Source organism: Terriglobales bacterium, assembly GCA_035651995.1.
Taxonomy (GTDB): domain Bacteria; phylum Acidobacteriota; class Terriglobia; order Terriglobales; family Acidobacteriaceae; genus DASRER01.
Window position 1 is genome coordinate 15123 of the sequence record DASRER010000008.1, and the last position, 15652, is coordinate 30774.

10 protein-coding genes are annotated in these 15652 nt (G+C 61.3%); 7 read left to right on the forward strand and 3 right to left on the reverse strand.

Features of this window, described 5'->3' with window-relative positions:
- The first annotated feature begins 18 nt into the window (after positions 1 to 18).
- The 6 genes from VFA60_04010 to VFA60_04035 all read left to right on the forward strand — a co-directional run bounded on the left by VFA60_04010 (position 19) and on the right by VFA60_04035 (position 10354).
- Positions 19 to 858 carry an aldolase/citrate lyase family protein gene (locus VFA60_04010; protein HZQ90936.1) on the forward strand — a complete coding sequence of 280 codons (840 nt, stop codon included), beginning with the start codon at positions 19 to 21 and terminating at the stop codon, positions 856 to 858.
- Entirely contained in the window at positions 842 to 1858 is a 1017-nt protein-coding gene (locus tag VFA60_04015; protein HZQ90937.1) for a hypothetical protein, read from the forward strand. The genes VFA60_04010 and VFA60_04015 overlap by 17 nt, the downstream gene beginning before the upstream one ends.
- Before the next feature lie 33 nt (positions 1859 to 1891).
- Positions 1892 to 3427, forward strand: coding sequence for a gamma-glutamyltransferase family protein (locus tag VFA60_04020; GenBank protein HZQ90938.1), 1536 nt, complete (start codon positions 1892 to 1894; stop codon positions 3425 to 3427).
- Positions 3424 to 6297 carry a VCBS repeat-containing protein gene (locus VFA60_04025; GenBank protein HZQ90939.1) on the forward strand — a complete coding sequence of 958 codons (2874 nt, stop codon included), beginning with the start codon at positions 3424 to 3426 and terminating at the stop codon, positions 6295 to 6297. Before VFA60_04020 ends, VFA60_04025 begins: the two co-directional genes overlap by 4 nt.
- A gap of 138 nt (positions 6298 to 6435) precedes the next feature.
- On the forward strand, positions 6436 to 9537 hold the full coding sequence (locus VFA60_04030; GenBank protein ID HZQ90940.1) for a putative Ig domain-containing protein: 3102 nt from the start codon (positions 6436 to 6438) through the stop codon (positions 9535 to 9537).
- Positions 9538 to 9592: 55 nt separating this feature from the next.
- On the forward strand, positions 9593 to 10354 hold the full coding sequence (locus VFA60_04035) for a sulfite exporter TauE/SafE family protein (protein HZQ90941.1): 762 nt from the start codon (positions 9593 to 9595) through the stop codon (positions 10352 to 10354).
- A gap of 76 nt (positions 10355 to 10430) precedes the next feature.
- Here VFA60_04035 and VFA60_04040 read toward each other — a convergent pair whose 3' ends face one another.
- Positions 10431 to 12119, reverse strand: coding sequence for a hypothetical protein (locus VFA60_04040; GenBank protein ID HZQ90942.1), 1689 nt, complete (start codon positions 12117 to 12119; stop codon positions 10431 to 10433).
- Positions 12120 to 12294: 175 nt separating this feature from the next.
- Here VFA60_04040 and VFA60_04045 point away from each other — a divergent pair, with 175 nt between their 5' ends.
- Positions 12295 to 13386 carry a DMT family transporter gene (locus VFA60_04045; protein HZQ90943.1) on the forward strand — a complete coding sequence of 364 codons (1092 nt, stop codon included), beginning with the start codon at positions 12295 to 12297 and terminating at the stop codon, positions 13384 to 13386.
- Positions 13387 to 14008: 622 nt separating this feature from the next.
- Here the strand turns inward: VFA60_04045 and VFA60_04050 are convergent.
- On the reverse strand, positions 14009 to 14353 hold the full coding sequence (locus VFA60_04050; GenBank protein HZQ90944.1) for a hypothetical protein: 345 nt from the start codon (positions 14351 to 14353) through the stop codon (positions 14009 to 14011).
- Complete coding sequence (locus tag VFA60_04055) at positions 14340 to 15494, reverse strand: molybdopterin-dependent oxidoreductase (protein HZQ90945.1); 1155 nt, start codon at positions 15492 to 15494, stop codon at positions 14340 to 14342. Before VFA60_04055 ends, VFA60_04050 begins: the two co-directional genes overlap by 14 nt.
- Positions 15495 to 15652 lie beyond the last annotated feature (158 nt).

Genomic DNA, 15652 nt, shown 5'->3' on the forward strand with positions numbered 1-15652 from the left:
TTTGGTTCCGATCAATAGATGGACGAGGAGGTTCGAATCGTGTACCCACGCAACGTCACTAAGCAGAAACTGAAGAATGGCGAACATGTGTTCGGAATCTCGATCGGGGAGATGCGGTCGATCACGCTGCCCAAGATCCTGGCCGGGCTCGGATTCGATTTTCTCTTTCTCGATATGGAGCACGGCGCGGAGGGGTGGGAGACGATCAGCGAGTTGGTGTGGGCCAGCCGCTGTGCCGGGATAGCGCCGATTGTGCGGGTTCCCGACACGGAGCGCTTTTACATCAGCCGGGCGCTCGACATCGGCGCCCAGGGCGTTATCGTTCCGCGGGTGGAGACAGGCGAGCAAGTGGACACCATCGTTGGGTACTGCAAGTATCCGCCTGAAGGGGATCGCGGCGCCGCCCTGGGTGGCCGCCACAGTGAGTTTCAGCCGATTGGCGATCCACGCACGGCGATGCAGCAGGCCAACGATGAAATTCTGGTCTGCATTCAGATCGAGACGTTGCCAGGGCTGAACCGCGTGGAGGAACTGGCGAGCCGCCCGGGAGTTGACGTGCTGTTCGTGGGTCCACAGGACATGAGCATCGCGCTCGGGTTTCCGAACGAATGGAAGTCGGCTGCGCTCGATGAAGCTATTCGGAAAGTCGTGTCGGCTGCCGAGAGGACGAACCGGCAAGTCGGAATTCAGGGCCGCAATGTCGAGCTTTCCACCCGCTGGATGGGTTACGGCGTTCGCTTTGTCGTCTTCGGCAGCACTCTCATGTTGCTGACCGAAGCGGCACGTGCCGGGATGCAGGACTTGCGGCGCGTGGCTGCTGCGGGGCAAAGGGAGGCGCTGCGTGTCGGCGCAAAGTGAAGTCGAGGCCACCCTCACCGCATCAGTGGAGAAGAGTCTTCGCCAAGGCCGTGAGTGGCTCGCCGGCTTGATGGATTCGGACGGCAAGATCGCCGGCAACGAAGCCGCCTCTCTTTATTACAAGGTCCCCGTGGCACTCGCCCTAAGTGGCGATGTTCGCGGCGCGCTGCGCAGCCTGGACTGGATCGCGAAGCACCTGCTCACAAAGGAAGGCGCGCTCTCAGTGCCGAAGGAGCAATCGGAGGGACGTGCTTACGATCGCGGCTGGATGATCTGGGGTGCGTCCCTGTGCCAGCGCTACGACATCGCACTGCGCCTCGCGAAAGACCTCCGCACATTTCAGAATTCGTCCACCGGAGGATTCTGGGACAGCAGGAAGGAGCTCGCGGAGGGCCGCGGCAGGCACCACGCCATGACCGTGGGGATGGCAGGCTGGGGGCTGCTGGCCGCCGGCCGCGTGCAGGAAGCCAGACGCGCCGGCGACTTTCTGATTGACTTGCTTGACCTTCAGCCGGCGAAGTGCGACCGGATCGCGTTGACAGTGCAAGCGACGAGGGACGGCCAGCAGCAGCTAGATCAGTCGGAAGATCCGAGCGACTACGTGGATTGCACGGCGGTCAGGCAGCGGCCTGCCCGCATCGGGCCGGCACAGGTACTGCTGGTGCGACTCTTCCAGTTGCTGGGGGATGAGCGCTATTTGAAGGCGGCCTGGGGCTATACGCTGCCGTTCCTGGATGGCCCAACCGGCATTTACGATTGCGTTGAATCTCACAAATTCCTGTGGGGCGTGCTCGAGTTGCACCGCGTGAATCCCGAGCCAAGACTTCGCGCAGCGGCGGAACGGAGTGTGGAGTACATCCTCTCGCGGCAGCGGTCCGATGGACAGTGGCTTGCCGACGCGACCGGCGGCGGTGCTCAAGAGCAGTCGCTGGACCTGCGCTTGAATACGACTTGCAACGTTCTTGTGGGCTTCGCCCGCTACCTCCACCTCGCGGCATGAACGCCCCCTAGGGGCACAAGTGGATTGCCCTCGATGAGCGCGATGGTTGCGAGCTCTCAGAGAGCTGCATCTCAAGTCGGAATTGACATCCTGCGAAGCGGCGGCAATGCCGCTGATGCGGCGGTGGCGATGGCGGCAGCCCTCAACGTTACCGAGCCGTGTTCCACGGGCATCGGCGGCGACTGCTTCGCGCTTTATTACTCTGGGGGACAACTGACGGCACTGAATGGCTCGGGTCGTGCGCCCGCGGCTCTCACACGGGACCGCATCTCCAAGTTGTCGCTATTTGATGCGAATTCGGTCACTGTTCCCGGCGCGTGTGCGGCATGGTTCGACTTGATCGCGCGCCATGGTTCGCTGCCGATGAAAGAGCTGTTGGCCCCAGCCATTCGGCTCGCGGAGGAGGGTTTTCAGGTCGAGCCGATCACGGCGCACTTCTGGAATGAAGGACTCCACTGCCTTACATCGCCGGAACTCACGATTGGCGGCCGCGCTCCGAAAGCGGGTGAAACGTTTAGAAATCCGGGACTTGCAAGGACCTTTCGCGCAATCGCTGACGACGGCCCAGAGGTGTTCTACCGAGGTCCAATCGCCGCAGCTATCGTCAAGGTGCTGCGTGAACGCGGGGCCGCGATGGCAATGGTGGATCTGGCGGCGCACGAGTCCAGCTGGGAAGACCCGATCAGCACGCCTTTTCGCGGAATGCGGGTGTGGGAATGCCCACCCAATGGGCAGGGAATCGCGGCATTGCTCGCGTTGAATATTTTCGACCAGTTCGACGCGCAGGGTGTGGAGCGATGGCATGTGATGATCGAAGCGATGCGGCTCGCATTCGAGGACGCGTGCTGGTACGTAGCCGACCCTGCGTTCTCCCCGACTCCAGTTGAAGAACTTCTTTCTCGTGAGTATGCGGCGGAGCGCGCGACCCTGATCCGGCTGGATGGCGTGCTCAGCAATGTCGGACCCGGCGCGCCGGTGTCGTGCGACACAACATACCTGTGTGTGGTTGACCAGCACGGGAACGCGTGCTCATTCATCAACAGTAACTACTTGGGATTCGGCACCGGCATTATTCCTGTCGGTTGGGGCTTCACGCTTCAGAACCGAGGATGCACATTCACGCTGGAGCCTGGACATGTGAATGAATTGGCTCCGCGTAAACGGCCGTACCACACCATCATCCCTGGCATGCTGACAAATGAATCCGATGGTACGCTGCTTGGCCCGTTTGGGGTCATGGGCGGATACATGCAACCACAAGGACACCTTCAAGTCATTGCATCGCTCAGCGATGGCCTTTCGCCGCAGGAGGCGATTGATCGGCCGAGATTTCGACTGGACCCTGCCTCGGCCAACGGAAAGGTCTATATCGAGGAAGGCATGGACACTGACATCGCGAACGGCCTCCTCGAGCGCGGCCATGATGTGGTACTGAACATCGCCGGCTACGATCGCGTTATGTTCGGGCGCGGCCAAATCATCTGCCGACGCGAGGGGGGCAGTCTGGTTGGCGGCAGCGATTCACGCGCTGACGGCTGCTGGATGGAAATGGCGGACGAACAAGCATGACGGGCATCTACCGCGCCTGCATCCGTACCTGCGTAGCCATCGGGCTTGCGTCCATGGGGATGATGAACAGCAAGCCAGTTCCGTTGGTATGGAATCAATCGTCATTCGAGGACTTCCGGAAAGGACGATTGGAAGACGGAGGCGCAAACACCTATGTTTCCCATCTGGGCCGGATTCAGCTCGTACATAGTTGGGACCTCAATGGAGACGGGAACCTTGACATTGTTTTCGCGAATACGCATTCGCAAACGGAGAAGCTCGATGCGGTGATTTATTGGGGTAATGGCCACGACTTCGACAATCGGCGCTCCTCTCCGCTGCCAAATGACGGTGCGCAATGGACGGTGGCCGCGGATCTGGATGGCGATGGGGTATCCGAGTTCATCGTTCCAAACTACACGAATGGCACCTGGGATGGCATGCCGTCCTACGTGTATCGCGGTGACTGGTCCGCTTACAGGAAGTCCGACCTGAAGAAGGGCACGGACGTTTCCCACCTGCTGGGGCGGACCGAGCTTCCCACGCGCGCGGCGCAGCTAGCCGCAGTCGGCGACCTGAATCGCGACGGCCACATGGACATTGTTTTTGCGCAATCAGCCGGCTTTTGGGAGTACCGCGCGGGAGGCGCTCGAGGTGATGCGTACCTGTCGCCAAGCAGGATTTATTGGGGAGGAAGCGCGGGCTTCGACAAGGCACGGTTTACCGACCTGGAAGCAGCAGGCGCGACTGCCGTTGCGATTGCCGATCTGGATCGCGACGGCTGGCCCGACGTGGTCCTTGCGAATCGCGAGCGAGACGGCAACTTTGAGGTGGACTCTTTTGTCTATTGGGGCAGCGAGAAGGGGTACAGCAAGGAGAGGCGATCCGCCCTGCCGACCAACCAAGTGAACGCGGTGCAAGTCGCCGACGTGAACGGCGATGGCTACCAGGACATCGTTTTCGCCAACGGACGCGGTCCAGCGAGCTATGTCTACCTGAGCGATCGAGGGCATTTCGATCTGGCACGCCGGATTGAACTGCCGAGCAGCGACGCACGAGGCTGCGTGGCCGTGGACTTCAATGGCGACGGGTTTGTGGATATTTTCATTGCCAATCACGAGAGGGCCGGAAACCCGTTCACCCTGTCGTACCTGTATTGGGGCGGCAAGGATGGGTTTTCGCCGAAGCGACGCCAGTCCTTTCAGACGATTGGTGCTTGGGGAGTTTCTACGGCTGATCTCAACGGCGACGGTAGACTCGACCTGGTCGTTTCCAACTATGGCGAGCACTACTCGTACGACGTGGCGTCTTACATCTATTGGAACTCGCCGAGTGGCTTCAGCGACAGCCTCAGAACGTCCATCTTCACTCACGGCGCCGTAGGCAACACAATCGGCGACTTTGATGGCGACGGTCACCTCGACATTCTGTTCAACAACACCATGAGCGGAAGCCGCGGTCTGGGATCAGGTTCCGTCCAGGTGTACTGGGGAAACCCGGCAGGGCAGTTTTCTGTAAGGGACCGGATCGAATTACCGGCACTGGATCCCTACCAGTGGGCGGCGGCGGACTTGAACGGCGACGGTTGGCCCGACCTGCTCGTCGCGAACATGGACGAGGTTGGGCGCAAGCTTACTGAAAGCTTTATCTATTGGGGTAGTCCGGAAGGATTCAGTGTAGAACGGCGTTCGGCGCTGGTAAGTCCGGCAACGTGCGGTGTCGGCGTCGCCGACCTGGACCGCGACGGATACCTCGACGTGATCTTCTACACCCGCGATCCGGATCCAAAACTGGGCATCATCATTTATTGGGGAGGACCGAATGGTTTCGTTACTACGGAGCGCACCGGGCTGCCCAACTACGGTTCGGGCACCGTGAAAATCGCGGACCTGAACCATGATGGGTTTCTTGACATCGTCGGACATTCCAATTCGGCGGCCCACACGGCGGTCGTCTACTGGGGCGATGGCACACGCAACTACAATGCAGAGCGCTCGTTTTCCGTGCCGGGCAGCGAAGGCGCGTCGAATTCCGAGATTGCCGATCTGAACCGCGATGGATATCTGGACCTGATTTTGACGCGCAGCGTCTGGAAGAACGACCGTCGAGCCACATCGTTTGTTTACTACGGGAATGCGCGCGGCGTGTTTGGCGCAGACAATCGCCAGGAATTTGAAACGGTCGGGACGCAGGAGGTCACCGTGGGAGACCTCAACGGCGATGGATGGCTCGACGTTGTCTGCCCGAATTACAACAACAATCAGAGCCGGGCGACCCTCTCCCGTGTTTACTTCGGCGGCCCGAACGGGCTAAGTGCAAGGTCTATGTTGCAACTTCCAACTAACGGCGGCACGGGAAGCCAGATCGCCGATTACAATCACGACGGCTACAACGACCTGCTGCTCACCTGCCATAGGTCCGAGGGGGATCCACGCCGTGTCGGCATCTTCGGCGAGCATCAGACAGACACCTTTCTATATTGGGGCAGCGCACACGGCCTTTCGCCAGCACGCCGGCTCCTGATCCCGTCGAAGGGCGCTCACTATGACAGCGGCGTGGATCTGGGCAACATCTACGATCGCAGTTTCCAGTTTGGATACGTCTCCCAAGCATTTGAATTCCAGCACAGGGCCGGTGGGCGCATCGAATGGGTCGCGCGTGAGCGGCGCGGCAGCAAGGTGCGCTTCCAGGTGCGCACTGCCGCAACCGCGGAGGCGCTTGAAAGGGCAGTTTGGACCGGTCCGCGTGGCGTCGGCAGCTACTACGAGGTCAGCGGCAGCCCCCTGCATGTGAATGCGGAGCACTCCTGGATCCAATATCGCGCCGTGCTCGTTTCGCCAAACGGCTCCACATCGCCCGCATTGCAGCAGGTTCGCCTCACATTTCAATAGCTCTTCAATCGAGCACACCACAATGCAATCATCTTAGGCGGTTTTCACGGGTTTCTTGGTTCCACATGACGGGATACAGGGCAGGGAAGAACTCTGTGTGTGTAGCATGAGCGGGAACGAAGGCGACGAGGTGAGTTGATGAAGCGTCGTGACTTTTTCCAGGGTGGCATCGCTTCGCTGGTGGGCCTCTCCGGATTGCTGCGCGCAAGCAACTGGCAGGCGGCGCCAGCCACAGAAATGCCGCCCCCCGCAAAGGCCCCTGGCACCTACAGCACAGCGGAGCGCCACCTATTGGGATGGGGCTGGAGAGAAGCTCCGCATGGACAAACCCTGGCGAGCGACGTGCTTGGCCAGCTGGTTGGAGGCGACCCTGCGCGACCGCATTACGGCTTGTACGGCCCCAACGGCGGCGCCAATGACCGCGGCTTTTTCTTCTACGCCGCGATGGGACGCACCGATACCGTCACCGGCTTGGCCGCCCACCTCGGCCTTCGCAAACTTGCCGTGCCGGACACCTGGAACCATCGTGTGCTGCTGTTCGACCTGCGGTCGGATGGGTCGCTTGCGAGCCGTGTTGCCAGCGGCATCATCGGACAGGCGGCCTTCGACGCAAGAGAAATCGGCCAAGGCCCGGGCGGGCTGCACTATCCCGCCGCGTGTACGTTCGATCCGAATGGCCGGTTCCTGTTTGTGGCCGACGAGCACAACAATCGCGTCCTGCAATACGACATGGCTTCGCTGCAGCGTGCCGTAAGGGTGTACGGCCAGCCTGACTTTGACTCGTGGGGCTACGATGCACAGCCGGGGGATCCAAATCGCGTCCTACGGGACTCGTTGCGCAGCCTTTATGGCTACGATGGCCCCTTCCCGTTGCATCGCCACCCGAGTCCTCGCGGGTTCTTTCTCCCCAGCGGATTGGCGTGCGACGGCAAGCGGTTGTTCGTCTCTGACTGCGACAACCATCGGGTACTCGTCTTCGACATCAGCGGTACGGAAAACGGGCCGGCGGCGATCGCTGTGCTCGGACAGCCCGACTTTGATGGATTCAAGCCGAACCGAGGCGGTGCGGCGGGCCCGACGATCAAGCTGATGGCAAGCTCCGACCGGGAGAGCCTGAACAATTTCTACGGAAAACCAGGTCCGGACACGATGCTGTTTCCAACCGGACTTGCCCTGGATCGCACGCATCGTTACCTCCTCGTCGCCGACTGCCAGAACGATCGCGCACTGGTATTCGACGTTGGCAAGGAGATCCGCAACGGCATGCCAGCGGTGGCTGTCGTACGAAAGAATGACGACGTTCCGGCTGAGTGGCGTCCCGCCGACAAGGACTTCAAGGGGATCGTGGACGTCGTGGTTGATGAGACCGATCGCGTTTTCGTATCGGACCGCAAGGGACTGAGAGTTCTTGTTTACAGTTTGGCATCGATTCTCAGCGGAAAACCCGCACCCGAGGCTGCACTCGGGCGCTTCGAGATGCTGACTGACTTGGAACAGGTGAAGGGCCTCGGCAAGGCGGAAGGACCTACCGGTCTGGCAATAGCCGGTCGGTTCTTGTACGTAGCGGAACCGCGTGCCAGCCGCGTTTTGTGCTACGACACATCGCACCCGGCTCGCCGTGCCGTGAATGTACTCGGCCAGTCGTATGCTGGTGACTCGGCGCGACCAAGCTACAACCAGTACGGGCACAATGGCGGAGCCAATCCCTACGGTTTTAGTCTGATTGACGGCGTCCCTGGGATCTCGGTGAGCGAAGACGGCCAGTGGCTGCTGGCTTCGGACAGCGTAGGTGGCCGCGTGCTGTTCTTCCCGCTGGCCAGCGATGGACTGCCTCTGGATCGGTACGCGCGTTTCACGCTGGGTGCACCAGACCTGACGACACAGGTTAGCAACTATGGCCCGGATCGCTTTGCCCGACCGTGTTCCAGCGTGATGACCGCAGATGGCCGGGTCTTCATCACCGACTTCAGCGGCGCACGAATTCTTTACTTCGAGCTACCAGGTCTGACGGCGGCGTCCGGGAAGGGTGCTCTCGATCCACTGCGGCCGAATTTGCCGTCGCCCGACGGCGCAACGGTTGCGGGAGGTGCTCCCGGCATGCGAGGAACCAAAGATAACCTCTTATTTCATAGTATCACATGCGGAGCTGCCGCGAAGGCCGTGCTCGGACAGGTGGACTTCTACACCAGTTTGCGAAACGCAGCATCGATCAGTCAGCTAGGAAAAGAAATCAGTGGATTGGCGTTCGACCGAAAGCGGGGCTGGCTCATCATCACTGATAAGCAGAACAATCGCGTAGTGATCATGGATGTTAGCAAAGGTGTGAAAACCTTTATGCCGGCTTTCGCGGTTCTCGGCCAGGCCGATTTTGACAGCAATGGCCCGTATCGCGGGAAGGCCATAAGTGACAACGATCACGACCGTGTCTTCATCGCGAACGACTCGATGGGCGAGCGCGCCACCAAGCCCGCAGAAAAGAAAGTGCCCTGGCATCCCGCGGGATTGAAGGAACCCAAAGGCGCGGCGTACGACCATGTGACGCAGATGTTTTTTGTGGTCAACGACGGGCGCGAGATCCTCGGATTTGATCTCTCCGGTCCGATCACCAACGGCATGGCGCCTGCCATTCGAATCGGCGGGGCGCACTCAACCGTCGAAACCGACCTGCCATTTGTGGGCGAATGGCTGGGCATTGACGAGGAGCGACGGCGGCTGTGGTCCGACGGATTCGCCCTGGACATCTCCGGCAACATCCGGAAATCCGTTCCGCTGATTGGACAGCTTGGCGATGCCGCGGACCGAAGGAAGCGGCCCGAAATCGCGGAGCCGCACGGCGGTCCGAAAGCGGACCAGCTCGGTTACTCAGTGCCTGCATGCCATCGCTTCGGCGGAAACATCGACGCCCTCGCCGTCAATCCTCGAACGGGAACCGTCTACATGATGGACAATGCTCGATTCCGCGTGCTGTGCTTTCAACCGGAATTCAAGTTCGACTCTGAACCGCTCAGGTTCACGATCGGCGCCCCAGCAATCGGCCTGACCGGAACCGGCGGCATGGCACCGCTCAACTTCACCCTCAGCCAGGGCGCGCTTCCGCGAGGTCTGACGATCGACTCAAAAAACGGCGTCATCAGCGGTAATCCCTCGGACCGGCCCGGCGAGTATCGCGTTGAGATCAGCGTTAGGTCGGCGTCGGGAAACGTGCAGGGCGACCGTCACATAGTCTTGGAGAAGGCGTGACGCCGCAAGCCTTCGCAAATGCGTTTCAACTCGGTTTCTGCGCGGAGGCCCTTTTTTGACATCTTTTGATCTGGGGCTTGCGACGCTTGCCGCGTTCGGCGCCGGTCTGGTGAACGCCATCGCGGGAGGGGGAACCCTTCTCTCGTTTCCGGCGCTGATGGCTATCGGTTTGCCCGGCGTTTCGGCGAACGTCACCAGCACGGTAGCGCTGTGGCCGGGATATCTGGGCGCAACGCTAGCGCAGCGTTCCGATCTTCGAGGCCAGGGCCACCGCCTGTGGGTGATGCTGCCCGTTGGAGTGGCCGGCGGCATACTCGGCGGACTCCTGTTGCTGCACACTGGCGAGCGCGCGTTTCGCTCGCTGGTGCCGTTTCTCATCCTGCTGGCTTCGACCCTGCTCGCGATCCAGGACTGGGTCCGAGGATGGTTGCTGCGCAAGAGAGGCGCGGAAGCCGCGGGATCGGAGTCACCGATGTTGGCTGCCGTGCCGGTCGGCGCGGCGGCTATCTACGGCGGTTACTTCGGGGCAGGGCTTAGCGTCATCATCCTCGCAGCGCTCGGCGTCCTCCTAAAAGACACGCTGACGCGTCTCAACGCGCTGAAACAGTCGATTGCTCTAGCGGCAAATATCGGCGCCGTGTTCTTGTTCGTCCCCTCGGGGCATGTCGTCTGGACGGCTGCGCTGTTTATGGCGTTGGGTGCGATTGCCGGCGGGGCGATTGGTGGTCGCTTGGCTTCACGGATTCAGCCTCGTACGCTCCGCTGGTCCGTAGTGGCGATAGGGGTAGTTGTCGGTGGTATCTACCTGCTGCGATAAGCACGGCGGCGACAGCACGGCTGCGTGCTGCCGACGCGAGATCGCGCACGTTGCAATATCTGAATACGCCGCGGAGTCACACTCCGGTCGTGTCGGCGGGACCCGTGGCCCCGGGACTTCCGGCGGCGAGATAGCCGTTGCTGGCGCCGCTTTCTGATGGACTGACCCAGAACGAATAGAGACTGGCATTGCGCAGATGGAATCGGAATCGCATTGGCGTATTCGAGAGGCGCGCTACATCGGTGGATTTCTTCCAGCACACTTGGTAGCGCGTGGAATCCACGCGAATGGGAACGGAGTTCTCGCGCGTGTACGGCTCAATCGGCTTGTATTCCGCGTCAAGCGCTTCCACGCGCAACTCACCCTCGGGCGCTTCTACGTTAACGAACAAATACTGGCCGCCAAACCGGAGTAGCCGCGTTGTGACGAACTCTTCTTCGCGTCCAGCATCCATCGAGGCGAAGCCGTCGCGGCGCAGTGTTGCCAGCCCCGTGGCGCACACGCCCGGCTCTTTCGAACCCGGCATCCCTTGTCGTCCACTGGTGTAAAAGAGCAGGCGATCACCCATGATCACGCAGCATCCACCGGTTGACTGTACGTTCCCGTAGTTCCAACTCTTCGGGTCTTCCGAAACTGGAATGAAGGGCTCACGATTTGGCCGGTGCCAGTGGAAGCCGTCCCGGCTGAAGGCGACAAAAAGCTGGTTGGGCTTTGGCCGCCCATTTCCGCCTTCGCCCGTCCAGATTGCGAACAAGCCAAGCAGAATACTTTCATACGCCACTGCGTCGAGATTGTAGAGCTCTGGGTTGACGCCGTATTCAGGCCGCGGTTTGTCGAGCCAGTCCGCGCCCACCCACTGCAGCGGCTCTCCCATGCTCCACTTTAGTCCCTCAACCACGTCGGGGTGCTCGCGATACCAACGCCGGCGTCCATACAGGCGCGACGTGGTGGCTTTTATGCTGTAGACCCAAACTTTCCTGAACGGATTATAAAAAGCCGTGCAGCGATCCCCGGTTGGCCCGCTCTTTCCGACGGGACCGGTCCAATGAATGCCATCGGGGGAGAAGAACAACGACTGCTGCCGCGTGTTCTCGGGGCGCTGATAGGCGAACATTTTGTAGCGCTGCCGCGGGTTCGATTCGAACAGGTCGAGCCAAACCACCGTGGAGTCCCGACCGAACGTGCTCACGATGTTCGTGCCCGGGACTACGTCGAGACTGGGCTTGGTCCAGTGCACTCCGTCGGTGGACGTGGCGTGACAGGTGTACCGGTCTACACCGCCCATGTACCACATCTTCAACGTTCTATCTTTCGGGTCATACCAGACGCCGTCGCTGAAAGGCATGGCGCGCGCCGCCGGCACTTCCTTCTCAACCGCTTCACTCTCCCACGGCTTGTCCGCGACCACGATCGGGTTTTCCGATCCGTACTTGGCGCAATGGTAGCGGCGCGTGAGCCTGGACGGCTCGATCAGGTAGTCATCAATGAAAAGTTGACGGCCTACATCAATGGGGATGATGTCCGGAATGTAGTGTAGGTAGGGCACCATCATCGGCTCGCGCGTCGGCACGGTCGTGTAACGCGGAGGCCATTCTTTGGGCAGGACGATCCCGTTATGCAGCTGTTCGCCGCCTGGCGACGTGGCATTGCCGCCTGATGAAGGCGTAGCTGCCTCTTCCGCGCGCATCCAGGGCGATAGGGCTGCGGTGCCCAGAAGTGCTGACGATTTCTGAAGGAAGCGGCGGCGGTCCTTGAAGTGCGGCATTTAGCCTCTTCTGCGTGCGAACGAAGATTAGCAAAGCTCGGCGGGTACGAACGAGCTGTTCCATAATGAGGGATGGCACATGGCCGGACTGTGGGTCGTGCTGTAGTGTGTGTTTGAGAACTTCGAAGCCGGCGTTTGGCTAACGCCGACCTCGGTCTTTCCGGGGGCGAGATCGATGACTGAACAGGGTGGGGCGGCCCTCAAGAAGTCTGACGCCAGGGAACCCGCCGACGGCGTGCCTGCCGGCGTGCATCCCTCAACATCACCCGGAAGCACAGGGTCGGCACTTGCCTCAATGCCGATGATTTGGGGTTACGTCATGCTGGTAACCTCCATCGTATTCAACGGCCTGCGATACAACCTCGAGGCGGCGGCCCTGAACGTCCAGCCGGAATCGAGCCCGCCAATATCGCCGTTGGGCGTCGTTATCGCGGCAAATTACGGGAGCGTTGTCGCGTGTCTCCTCACTGGCTGGGTTTGGCGTCAGTTGGGTCTTACTTGGGGCTCACTGCATCGAGTATCGTTCGCAGCCTGCATCGAGGCGGCGCGGGCACAAGGATGGCCGGTGCTGTTGGCCGGGTTCGGCGCGGCGTCCGGAGGCTGGTTCATCAACCAGACGAACAAGCTCTACGGGCCCGAGTTCACCGCATTTCTTGGCAACTTGATTCCCGCCATTCTCGTCCTTACTGGATTGCTTTCGGGAGAACGCCTACGCCTACGTGAACTCTTCGCCGTCGGCGTGACGATTGCCGGTGCGTTTGTTTTCTCTTACCGGGATGGCCAGATGAACTGGTCAGGCATCGGGCTCATGGTTGCCGGCTGCGTGCTCATGTCCATGAAGAAGTCGCTGATGAAGCATGCGACTGGAGTTGGTCACCTCCCTAGCGTGATGACTCTTTCCTTGTTTCTGGTCGCAACGTGGGGATTGATCGGGGCGATATCTTCAGGAAGCCTTCATTTTGGCACGGCGAGGAGTATTGGGCTTTGTGTCGCCGCGGGTATTTCAGGCGCCATGATCGGCATGAGCTTGTTATACGCCGGGCTCAATGTCGTCGGACTGGCTCGCGGCGCGCCGATCGACTCCCTGCGCCCGTTGGCTGTGGTCGCCATCGGCATGATCACAGGGACCGCCTTGCCAGCGCGCTTACAGCTATTGGGAGGCGCTATGGTGCTGATCGGATCAGCTGCCTTGGCCGGCATGGGCTCGAGGCGCAAGGAGCTGGAGCGAGCATCCGCACCAGTCGTTGCTGCGGCTACGAAGCCGTAGGTAAGCATGATTTTGCACTGCACACAGCACTGAAAAGCCTGACCCGACCGACACTCGGCGGCCCGAATTACGACTGCTGTTCCCAGCCTGGGTCATTGAATCCACGCAGGAGGGGTGGAGTGCGACGACTTCCTAGACCGTAGGTCGGCAGTTCGACTCTGCCCGGGGCCTCCAGGTTCCTTGGCGCCTCAATCCGCTCGATCCCAATCACTTGCACGCATTGCGAATGGTGTTCAGTGGGCTGTTCGCAGACCTTAGTCCGCCTGAAATTCGTGGAATCGCCATTCACGCGCTGATCAGTCGTCAGAAGCAGGACTGTCCCTTCATCGAACGGGGTGTTTGCGCTGGTACTACGGCAGCGAGAACGAGGCTTACCGGAATCTCCTAGTAGCTTCTCAGACTTGTTCCGCATCGAACTGGGCCCTCCACCTCATACCAGCAGAGTAGTTGCCCGCCTAGCCTTCATTCCACGCGCCGCGCGTCCGAGAAGGCACAAAACTGCCCGCATTGTCACGTTGTAGCCCGCATCCGGAGCGCCGAAGGGTCTCCTGAGTAGGAAGCGTCTCCCCAGGACCAGGTTGCAAGCGCGCAAACAGGGTCCTCACTTGTCCTGCATCGCGCCCTACGGCCCGAAGTGAGCGCTCAGGTAGTCAATCAGGGCGTCACGATCGCCGGACTCAACCAGCGCGCCCCAGCGGACCATTTTGTCCACTTCCCTGGTCCAGGTTTTTTTGTCGAGACGCTGCTGCACGATGATGTGCGCGTCGTGGCACTCGAGGCAGGCGGTCTCCGCTTTTGCTTTCATGGGGCCGCGTGGCAGATCGGGGCCGGCGGACCTGACGCCGGTTTTCGCCGGCGGCTTGCCCGGAGTCTGCGCGACGAGCGGCAGCAGGATGAACGCCAGGCCGAAAGCGGCAACCGTGGCGACTGCACGCGGGCGAACACGAAGCTGGCTATGCGGTAACATTCACCCTCACGCGATCGTATCCGTTCCAGAGATATCCGCTGGGGTTCCAGGCGCCCGCGGCGGGCTGAGTGCGTCCGTCGCTGTCGGTCGCGCGTGACAGGATGGTGTATTCGCCGGCCCGCGGCGGTTTCCAGGCGAACTCCCACATCCGCCAGGCGTACCTGGCGCGCTCTGCGCCGAGCCGCGCATTGCTCCATGACGCGCCGCCGTCAGTGGAGATTTCCACGCGAACCACCTCGGCTTCCCCCGCCCAGGCCATGCCGGCGATTCGCGCGGCTTGGGCGGGGATTCGCGCGCCTTCCGCCGGATGCGTGATCAGCGACTTTACGTTGAGCCGGGTGATGGCAGCGGTCTGATCGGGATTGACTTCGCCGCCGGGAGCAAGGGGAGAAGCCGGCAACCGATACCCCGGCTTCATGAAGTTGCCCTCGAACTCGCGATCGAGCACGCGGACCTCGGTAAGCCACTTCACGCTGGCGGCCCCGATCCATCCGGGCACGAGGGCGCGGGCAGGGAATCCGTGATGCTTGAGCAGGGGCGCGCCGTTCATGTGGAGGGCAACGAGCGTGCCGGAGTCGAGCGCCTTCTCAATGGGAATGCTGCGAATGAACTGCGGCACCCTGCCCGGCGGCTCTTCGAGTCCCTTGAAAGCGACATGCTTTGCCGTGGACTTGAGACCGGCGCGCGCGAGCACGTCCTTGAGACGCGGCCCGGTGAAACGCGCGGTGCCGACCGCGCCGCGCTTCCACTGGATGCCCGGAACATGCGGCCCGAAGAAGGCGCGTCCGTTGCCGGCGCACTCCAGCGTGTTGGTGACGCTGGCAGCTTCCATGCGCACCAGGTCGCGCATGGTGAGGCTGACTGGCCTTTCGACTTCGCCCACAATGTTCAGGCGCCAGGCGTCGAGGTCGAACGCGAATGGTTCCGAGACGTGGTTGCGCACGAAGAACAGCGGGACGGGAGTGATGAACGTGGTCAGCGCCGATGCGGGCGCTTCCAGGTCGAAGTAGCGGAGCGAGTTGACGATGAGGCGCTCTTTGCCGGGAACGCCGCCTGCGGCGAGGGCGTCCAGCGGGCCAAGCGCCGACACGGCGCCGGCCGCAAGCGCGCTTTGCAGAAAGGTTCGCCGGGAAATCTCCATCGGCCGAGATTCTAAACCAAGGGCACGAGTGATATGTACGGCCAGGCAGCCAGCGACGCTCGCGACGCTAGCGGCGCCTGCCCCTCCCATCCTGCCGCCGGCTTGCGCCCCGGTGGAAAAGCTGGACGATGCCAGGCAAGCGAGGGCGCCGCCAATAA

Coding starts and splice junctions, on each gene's coding strand:
- VFA60_04010 (HZQ90936.1), top strand. CDS start 19: ATGGACGAGGAGGTTCGAATCGTGTACCCACGCAACGTCACTAAGCAG.
- VFA60_04020 (HZQ90938.1), top strand. CDS start 1,892: ATGAGCGCGATGGTTGCGAGCTCTCAGAGAGCTGCATCTCAAGTCGGA.
- VFA60_04030 (HZQ90940.1), top strand. CDS start 6,436: ATGAAGCGTCGTGACTTTTTCCAGGGTGGCATCGCTTCGCTGGTGGGC.
- VFA60_04040 (HZQ90942.1), bottom strand. CDS start 12,119: ATGCCGCACTTCAAGGACCGCCGCCGCTTCCTTCAGAAATCGTCAGCA.
- VFA60_04055 (HZQ90945.1), bottom strand. CDS start 15,494: ATGGAGATTTCCCGGCGAACCTTTCTGCAAAGCGCGCTTGCGGCCGGC.
- VFA60_04050 (HZQ90944.1), bottom strand. CDS start 14,353: ATGTTACCGCATAGCCAGCTTCGTGTTCGCCCGCGTGCAGTCGCCACG.
- VFA60_04025 (HZQ90939.1), top strand. CDS start 3,424: ATGACGGGCATCTACCGCGCCTGCATCCGTACCTGCGTAGCCATCGGG.
- VFA60_04045 (HZQ90943.1), top strand. CDS start 12,295: ATGACTGAACAGGGTGGGGCGGCCCTCAAGAAGTCTGACGCCAGGGAA.